This is a genomic window from Oceanibaculum pacificum, assembly GCF_001618175.1.
Classification (GTDB): Bacteria; Pseudomonadota; Alphaproteobacteria; order Oceanibaculales; family Oceanibaculaceae; genus Oceanibaculum; species Oceanibaculum pacificum.
The window spans coordinates 1-7,901 of the sequence record NZ_LPXN01000044.1; the positions used below are offsets into that span (position 1 = coordinate 1).

Sequence of the window (7,901 nt, forward strand, 5' to 3'; positions counted from 1 at the left end):
CTCATGCTGAGGAGCCGCGCAGCGGCGTCTCGAAGCATCAGGCAAAGCAATGAAATTCAGATTGTAGTTATAAGGCCATGCACCGGTATTACCCGGCAATACCCGGCGCTACTTCTTGGAAAGCTTGATCTTGCTTTCCTCGCCGCGCAGTAGGCGCTGGATGTTGGTCTTATGGCGGAACGCGACCAGCAGGAAGATGAACAGGGCCAGCCAGGCGCGGTTGCTGTCGGCCAGCCAGAGGCAGAGCAGCGGCGCGCTGGCGAGGCAGCCGAGCGAGGCGACTGAGGAATAGCGCAGCAGGAAGGCGAGGGCCAGCCACAGCGCGCAGGCGATCACGCCGACTGGCCAGGCGACGGCGAGCAGGATGCCCAGCGCCGTCGCCACACCCTTGCCGCCCTTGAAGGTCAGCCATACCGGGAAGCAATGCCCCAGTATGGCCCCGCCGCCGGCCAGGAGGGCGAGGTCCGGTCCGTAGATCGCGGCGATCAGCGCCGCCGCCGCGCCCTTGCCGCCATCCAGCAGCACGGTCGCGGCGGCCAGCGTCTTGTTGCCGGTGCGCAGCACGTTGGTCGCACCGATATTGCCGGACCCGATGGCACGGATATCGCCCAGCCCGGCCAGCTTGGTCAGGATCAGCCCGAACGGGATCGACCCCAGCAGATAGCCGAACAGTGCGGCGATCAGCAGTGGCAGGTTCAAGGAAAGGTCGGCGCTGTCCATCTCAGGCTTCCAGCTCGAAGATGGTCTTGCCGTTCACCATCGTGCGCAGCGCGCGGCCCTGGACCGGCAGCGTGTCGAACGGGCTGTTTTTCGATTTGGATTTAAACTTCGCCGCCTCGATGCGCCAGGGCCGGTCGAGATCGACCAGCGCCAGATCGGCGGGATAGCCTGCCGCGAGCTGTCCCAGCTTGAGCCCCAGGATCGCCGCCGGCCGGCAGGTCAGGGCCGCCAGCACGTCGAGCAGGGCAAGCTTGCCCTGATGCACCGGGGCCAGGCTGAGCGCCAGCAGCGTCTCCAGCCCGACCGCGCCGGATTCGGCCTGGGCGAAGGGCAGGCGCTTGGAATCCTGGTCGTGCGGGCTGTGGTCGCTGGCGATGGCGTCGATGGTGCCGTCGGCGATGCCGGCGATGACCGCCAGCCGGTCGGCCTCGCTGCGCAGCGGCGGCGACAGCTTGGCGAAGGTGCGGTAATCGCCGACAGCGCCCTCGTTCAGGGTGAAATAGGGCGGGGCGGTATCGCAGGTCACCCGCAGGCCGCGCGCCTTGGCGCGGCGGATCGCCTCGATGGAATCGGCGGTCGAGACATGCGCGAAATGCAGCCGGCTTCCGGTCAGCTCCAGCAGGCGCAGATCGCGCTCCACCATGATCGTCTCGGCGGCGGGGGGAATGCCGGGCAGACCCAGGCGGGTCGCCCATTCGCCTTCGTTCATGCCTGCCTCGTTGGTGAGGCTGGGTTCTTCCGCGTGCTGCACGATCAGTTGGCCGAAGGTCCGGGCGTAGGACAGCGCCAGGCGCATCACCTGGGCGCTGGCGACGGTCTTGATCCCGTCCGTGAAGCCGACCGCGCCGACGCCGGTCAGCAGCCCCATCTCGGTCAGTTCCTTGCCCTGCAGCCCGCGCGTGGCGGCGGCGTAGGGGAAAATCTTCACCAGCCCGATCTTGCGCGCCTCGCGGGCGATGAACTCGACCAGCGACTGGTCGTCGATCACCGGCTGGGTGTTGGGCAGGGTCGCCAGGCTGGTGATGCCGCCGGCCGCCGCCGCATGCGCGGCGCTGACCAGGTTTTCCTTATGCTCCTCGCCGGGTTCGCGGATCTGCACCCGCATATCGACCAGGCCGGGCAGCAGCGCCTTGCCGTCGCACTCGATCACGCTGTCGGCGGCGGCGTCGGCCAGCGCGCCGAGGGCGGCGATCCTCTCGCCCTCGACCAGCAGGTCGCCGACACGGTCCAGCTTGCTGGCGGGATCGAGCAGCCGGGCGTTCTTGAACAGGATGCGCTTCGTCATTTCAGGCCCGTCCCGGCTTTCGGGTCGTTGTGCTTGGCGGCCAGGAAGGCGGCGTGGTTCTGCGCCAGCACGTCCAGGCAGGCCATGCGGACGGCCACGCCCATCTCCACCTGCTGGTGGATCAGCGAACGATCGATATCGTCGGCCACGTCGGTGTCGATCTCCACGCCCCGGTTCATCGGGCCGGGATGCATGATCAGCGCGTCCGGCTTGGCCGCGCCCAGCTTCTCGTAATCCAGCCCAAAGAAGTGGAAATATTCCCGCACGGACGGCACATAGGCGCTCTTCATCCGCTCGGTCTGCAGGCGCAGCATCATCACGATGTCGCAGCCGGCGATGCCTTCGCGCATGTCGTGGAACACCTCGACGCCCAGCTTGTCGATATTGCTGGGCAGCAGCGTCGGTGGGGCGACCACCCGCACCCGCGCGCCCATCGTGGTCAGCAGATAGATGTTGGAGCGCGCCACGCGGCTATGGGCGACGTCGCCGCAGATCGCCACTTCCAGCCCGTCGATCCGGCCCTTGCGGCGACGAATGGTCAGCGCGTCCAGCAGCGCCTGGGTCGGATGCTCGTGGCTGCCGTCGCCGGCATTGATGACCGCGCAATTCACCTTCTCGGACAGCAGCTTCACCGCGCCCGATTCGCCGTGCCGGATGACCAGAACGTCGGAATGCATGGCGTTCAGCGTCATCGCCGTGTCGATCAGCGTCTCCCCCTTTTTCACCGAGGAGGAGGCGACCGACATGTTGATCACGTCGCCGCCCAGCCTTTTGCCGGCGAGCTCGAAACTGGTGCGGGTGCGGGTCGAATTCTCGAAGAACAGATTGATCAGCGTGCGGCCGCGCAGGATGGCGGATTTCTTCTCCGGCCGGCGGCTCTGCTCGACATAGGAATCGGAAAGGTCCAGCAATCCCGCGATCTCGGGCGGATGGAGCCCTTCGATGCCAAGCAAATGGCGGTAGCGGTAGAAGGAACAGGGCTCGGCGGGGGCGGTGCTGTCGGCTGTCATGAGCCGGGACTATAGGCAGGCGCGGCGGCGGCGTCCAGCGCGCTCAACAGGCTTTTTCGGGTGGCAGCCGGCCGGCCCCGTCGCTAGGGTAGCGACCAAGCGATCCGTCCGTTTCGAGGTCTCCCATGCTGCTCAGCTACATGGTCATCGACGATTTCTACCAGAACCCGATGGAGGTGCGCCAACAGGCGCTCGCCCTCACCTATCCGAAGCCGGAGGGCACGGTTTATTACTCCGGCCGCAACTCGGTGGAATCCATGCTGCCGCCGCAGACCGACCAGATGTTCAGCACCATCCTGCACGAGCCGGTGGTGGGTAACCGCCGCATGGCGCATGGCCGCTGCCGGCTGGCGCTGGGCGGCGATCCCAGGCCGGCGGAAATCCATGTCGATCAGAATTGCGTGTGGGCCGGCATCGTCTATCTGACCCTGCCGGACTATTGCCAGGGCGGCACCGAATTCTTCCGCAACAAGGAGTTCGGCACCGAGCGCGCGCCGGTCAGCGACGAGGAAGCGCGGAAATTCTATAATATGCCCGACCGCACCACGGCGGTGGATACGGTGCTGGGCAAGGACGGGCGCGACCTCGCCAAATGGGAAAAAATTCTTACCCTGCCGATGAAGTTCAACCGCTGCGTCCTGTTCCGCCCCTGGCTGTGGCATACCAGCGGCCCGGAATTCGGCAGCGGCCCGCAGGATGGACGGCTGATCCAGCTTCTGTTCTTCCAGGCGGGGCAGCCGCCGCAGCCCCAGGCGCAGCGGCGCGGCTAGAACCGCAGAACCAGCCGGTTGATGCCGTTCAGCGCCCGGTAGATTGGCTGGAAGAGGGTCATGAAAGCCGCCCAGTCCGGCAGTTTCTCCATCTCGCGCTGGATATCGCTCAGCGTGCGCCGGCCATCGATGCGCGACAGGATCGCCGGGGCCTGGCGGGGCAGGGGCAGGGTGACCGGCAGCCCGTCGAACGCCCCCTTGATCGCACCCTGCTGCTGCACCGATTTGGCGATGGCGGCGGCGTCCCACTCGATCAGCAGCGGGATCGCGTCCGGCGATGGCCGGGCGACGCTGCCGGCCTCGCGCGTCAGATAGGCGATATGCAGTTTCATGTTGCTGGCCAGCCGCTCGGCCAGGGCCGCCTGCTCCAGCGCCGGCAGGGTGGCGGCGCGCTTCGCCAGCGCCGGGTCGGCCAGGTACAGGCCGGGGTCGTAGCGGATCGGCTCGATGAAGCTGGCGACCGCCAGCCCGGCACCGGCCGCCAGTTCGGCCAGTTGCGGCACGGTATAGGCCCGGTCCTGGCGGTGCAGAAGCAGGTCCACCAGCTCCGCGTCGCCGCGCTGATGGTCGCCCAGGATACGGTTCTGCCGGAAGGCGTTGGTCGCCGGCAAAATCTTCAGCAATTGCTTGGCGAGGCCGACTTGTTCGTTCAGGGGCATGTCGCCGGCAAGCTGGCGAAGCGCCGCCTGTAGCGGATAGACGCCGGTGCGGCCATACTCGCCATAGACCATCAGGCCGATGCCGCCGCCCGGCGCCAGCGCCCCCGTCAGGCTGGCGAGGCCGGCCGCCGGGTCGGGCAGGTGGTGCAGCACGCCGCAGCAATCGATATAGTCGAAACCGCCCAGCCCCAGCGCCCCCAACTCCAGCAGCGAGCCGTTCAGGAATCGCACATTGGCCAGCCCGCGGGCCGCGATGCGCTGCTCGGCGATGGCGCGCGAGGCGCTGGATAAATCGAGATAGACGATCTCCGCGGGGGTGCGGGCATCGGCCAGTTGCTGCGCCAGCATCACCGTCGCGTCGCCGGTGCCGCCGCCGGCGACCAGCGCGCGGAAGGGCCGGGTCCAGTCGCGCCGCCCGCCGAACAGGTAATGGTCGATCTCCAGCAATCGGCTGGGCGAGCCGGTGATCAGCCGCGCCTTCTCCTCCGCCGGGTTGCGTCCCGGATAGGGATAGGCCTCGTACTGGTCCTGGACGGGATTGGACATGCGTGCCTCGTTTTGCGCCTCGGCATTCGACATACCCCAGCGCGCCAAGCCGGTCGAGGGCCGACGCGCTTACTTATGCTTGGACCGGCTGCCGGGATTTGTCATGCTGCCTGACAATAAGGACAGGGGACACTCATGGACACGCAGCAGCAGACCACCGTTATCCGCAAGGCCGATTGGGTCGTCGCCTGGGATGCGGAGAAGAATCGCCACGTCTATCGCCGGGGCGTCGACATCGCCTTCAAGGGCACTAACATCCTGCATGTCGGGCCGGACTATGACGGCCCCGCCGATACCGAAGTGGATGGCCGCAGGAGCGTGGTGCTGCCGGGGCTGATCAACATCCATTGCCATCCCTACAACCAGCCGACCTACAAGGGCGTACGGGAGGAGCTGGGCAATCCGAAGCTCTATATGAGCGCGCTGTACGACCGCACGGCGCTGTTCCAGACCGATGCCGCCGGCAGCAAGGCGACCTGCGCCTATGCCCTGTCGGAAATGCTGCTGAGCGGCGTCACCACCGTCGCCGATCTGTCGCCCAACTATGAGGGCTGGCTCGACGTGCTGGAGCAGAGCGGGCTGCGCGCCTATGTGACGCCGCAGTTCCGAGAGGCGCGCTGGGACGTGCCGACCGGCCACCGGCTGGATTTCGTCTGGGATAAGGAAGCCGGCCGCACGCAATACGCCCGGGCGCTGGATATCGTCGACAAGGCGGTGGCGCATCCGTCCGGCCGGCTGTCCGGCATCGTGATGCCGGCGCAGATCGACACCTGCACGGCGGAGCTGTTCCAGGATTCGATGAAGGCGGCGCGTGCCCGTGGCCTGCCCTTGCAGACCCATGCGGCGCAGAGCGTGGTCGAGTTCCACGAGATGGTCCGCCGGCATGGGCTGACGCCGATCGAATGGCTGGATGAGATCGGCTTCCTGGCGCCGGACGTGACCATCGGCCACGGCATCTTTCTCGACCATCACTCGCTGATCAATTGGGAGAGCCGCACCGACCTCGCCCGATTGGCCAAGAGCGGGGCGACGGTGGCGCATTGCCCGGTCGTGTTCTCGCGCTACGGCCACACGCTGGAGCATTTCGGGAAATATCTGGAGGCCGGGGTGAACATGGCCATCGGCACCGATACCCACCCGCATAATCTGTGGGAGGAGATGCGCCTGGCGGCCACGCTGGCCAAGGTGAACGCCCGGGATTTCCGCGCCGTCACCACCGCCGACATGTTCAACGCCGTCACCATCGGCCCGGCGAAGGCGCTGGGCCGGCCGGATATCGGGCGGCTGGCGCCGGGGGCGAAGGCGGATATCGTGCTGGTCGATGCCGCACATCCGATCATGCGGCCCTTGCGCGACCCGCTGCGCAGCCTGGTCTATACCGCGGCCGAGCGGGCGGTGACCGATGTCTATGTCGACGGCGTCAAGCGGGTCGAGAATGGCGCGGTGCTGACCTTCGACTTCGCCGCCGCCGCCGAGCAGGTGGAGCAGGGGCAGATCCGCGCCGAGGCTCGCGTGCCGGAACGCAACCCGAAGGGCCTCACCGGCCGGGACATAGCGCCGCTGAGCCTGGAGGAAATCTAGGCCGCCTGCTTTAGATCGAGCGCGGTCCAGATATCCTTCAGGGCCGCGACCAGCCGATCCATCGCCGCATCGTCATGCAGCGGGCTCGGGGTCAGGCGCAGCCGTTCCGTGCCGCGCGGTACGGTCGGGTAGTTGATCGGCTGGACATAGATGGCGTGGCGCTCCAGCAGCAAATCGCTGGCCTGCTTGCAGCGCGCCGCGTCGCCCACCAGCACCGGCACGATATGGCTGGGGGCCTCGATGATCGGCAATCCGGCGGCGCGCAGCTTGCCGCGCAGCGTCTCCGCCCGTTCCTGGTGCAGGCTGCGCAGGGCGGCGCCGCCGGCTTCCTTCAGAAAGCGCACGCTGGCCAGCGCGCCGGCGGTGATCGCCGGCGGCAGCGCGGTGGTGAAGATGAAGCCCGAGGCATGCGAGCGCAGGAAGTCCACCAGCATGTCCGAGCCGGCGACATAACCGCCCATCAGCCCGAAAGCCTTGCCCAGCGTGCCCTGGATAACGTCGACCCGGTCCATCACGCCGTCGCGCTGCGCCACGCCCGCGCCGTGCCGCCCGTACAGGCCGACCGCATGCACCTCGTCCAGATAGCTGAGCGCGCCATGGCGCTCGCACAGATCGAGGATATCGCCGATGGGGGCGATGTCGCCATCCATCGAATAGACCGATTCGAAGGCGACCAGCTTCGGCCGGTCGGGATCGGCCTCGGCGAGCAATTGTTCCAGATGGGCAACGTCGTTGTGGCGGAAAATCTTCTTCTCCGCGCCGGAATGGCGGATGCCCTGGATCATCGAGGCGTGGTTCAGCGCGTCGGACAGGATTAGGCAGTTCGGCAGCGACGCCGCCAGGCAGGACAAGGCCGCCTCGTTGGCGACATAGCCGGAGGTGAAGAGCAGCGCGGACTCTTTGCCGTGCAGCTCCGCCAGCTCCTGTTCCAGCAGCACATGGTAATGCGTGGTGCCGGAGATGTTGCGCGTGCCGCCAGCACCCGCGCCGGTGCGGTCGATAGCTTCGCGCATCGCCGCCAGAACGGTTGGATGCTGGCCCATGCCGAGATAATCGTTCGAGCACCACACGGTGACCGGCCGGCTCTGCGCTCCGCCGACATGCTGGCGCGCGGCGGGAAACCGGCCGGCCTCGCGCTCCAGATCGGCAAAGACCCGGTAGCGGCCCTCGCCCTGCAACTGCGCGATTCGCTCGGCGAAGAAGCGCTGATAATCCATGGTCGCGACCTCGGTATTTCTTTTGATCATACCATAGGCAGCCGGGACCGTATCGTCAGCCGCGCGGAATGTCGCGGGGCTAGTGGAGTGGGCGGCCCGATGCTTCGAGACGC

Annotated in this window: 7 protein-coding genes; 2 read left to right on the plus strand and 5 right to left on the minus strand. The window is 67.1% G+C overall.

Annotated features, from left to right (window positions below; all coding sequences use genetic code 11):
• Positions 1–108 precede the first annotated feature (108 nt).
• From plsY to AUP43_RS03730, 3 genes are read right to left on the minus strand one after another with little or no spacing between them, the layout of a single operon-like run.
• Complete coding sequence (gene plsY / locus AUP43_RS03720; RefSeq protein WP_067552883.1) at positions 109–720, minus strand: glycerol-3-phosphate 1-O-acyltransferase PlsY; 612 nt, start codon at positions 718–720, stop codon at positions 109–111.
• A gap of 1 nt (position 721) precedes the next feature.
• Complete coding sequence (gene pyrC, locus AUP43_RS03725) at positions 722–2,005, minus strand: dihydroorotase (RefSeq protein ID WP_067552885.1); 1,284 nt, start codon at positions 2,003–2,005, stop codon at positions 722–724.
• On the minus strand, positions 2,002–3,015 hold the full coding sequence (locus tag AUP43_RS03730) for an aspartate carbamoyltransferase catalytic subunit (RefSeq protein WP_067552886.1): 1,014 nt from the start codon (positions 3,013–3,015) through the stop codon (positions 2,002–2,004). The genes pyrC and AUP43_RS03730 overlap by 4 nt, the downstream gene beginning before the upstream one ends.
• Positions 3,016–3,140: 125 nt before the next feature.
• Between AUP43_RS03730 and AUP43_RS03735 the strand changes: the two genes are divergently transcribed.
• Positions 3,141–3,785, plus strand: coding sequence for a DUF6445 family protein (locus tag AUP43_RS03735; protein ID WP_067552888.1), 645 nt, complete (start codon positions 3,141–3,143; stop codon positions 3,783–3,785).
• On the opposite strand, the gene AUP43_RS03740 is transcribed toward AUP43_RS03735, so the two are convergent.
• Positions 3,782–4,990 (minus strand): class I SAM-dependent methyltransferase, encoded by a 1,209-nt coding sequence (locus AUP43_RS03740; protein WP_067552892.1) that lies wholly within the window; start codon positions 4,988–4,990, stop codon positions 3,782–3,784. The genes AUP43_RS03735 and AUP43_RS03740 overlap by 4 nt on opposite strands.
• Before the next feature lie 135 nt (positions 4,991–5,125).
• Between AUP43_RS03740 and AUP43_RS03745 the strand changes: the two genes are divergently transcribed.
• Entirely contained in the window at positions 5,126–6,571 is a 1,446-nt protein-coding gene (locus AUP43_RS03745) for an amidohydrolase family protein (protein ID WP_067552890.1), read from the plus strand.
• On the opposite strand, the gene hemA is transcribed toward AUP43_RS03745, so the two are convergent.
• Entirely contained in the window at positions 6,568–7,788 is a 1,221-nt protein-coding gene (hemA, locus tag AUP43_RS03750) for a 5-aminolevulinate synthase (RefSeq protein ID WP_067552894.1), read from the minus strand. The genes AUP43_RS03745 and hemA overlap by 4 nt on opposite strands.
• Positions 7,789–7,901: the final 113 nt, after the last annotated feature.

Coding starts and splice junctions, on each gene's coding strand:
- plsY (WP_067552883.1), bottom strand. CDS start 720: ATGGACAGCGCCGACCTTTCCTTGAACCTGCCACTGCTGATCGCCGCA.
- pyrC (WP_067552885.1), bottom strand. CDS start 2,005: ATGACGAAGCGCATCCTGTTCAAGAACGCCCGGCTGCTCGATCCCGCC.
- AUP43_RS03730 (WP_067552886.1), bottom strand. CDS start 3,015: ATGACAGCCGACAGCACCGCCCCCGCCGAGCCCTGTTCCTTCTACCGC.
- AUP43_RS03735 (WP_067552888.1), top strand. CDS start 3,141: ATGCTGCTCAGCTACATGGTCATCGACGATTTCTACCAGAACCCGATG.
- AUP43_RS03740 (WP_067552892.1), bottom strand. CDS start 4,990: ATGTCCAATCCCGTCCAGGACCAGTACGAGGCCTATCCCTATCCGGGA.
- AUP43_RS03745 (WP_067552890.1), top strand. CDS start 5,126: ATGGACACGCAGCAGCAGACCACCGTTATCCGCAAGGCCGATTGGGTC.
- hemA (WP_067552894.1), bottom strand. CDS start 7,788: ATGGATTATCAGCGCTTCTTCGCCGAGCGAATCGCGCAGTTGCAGGGC.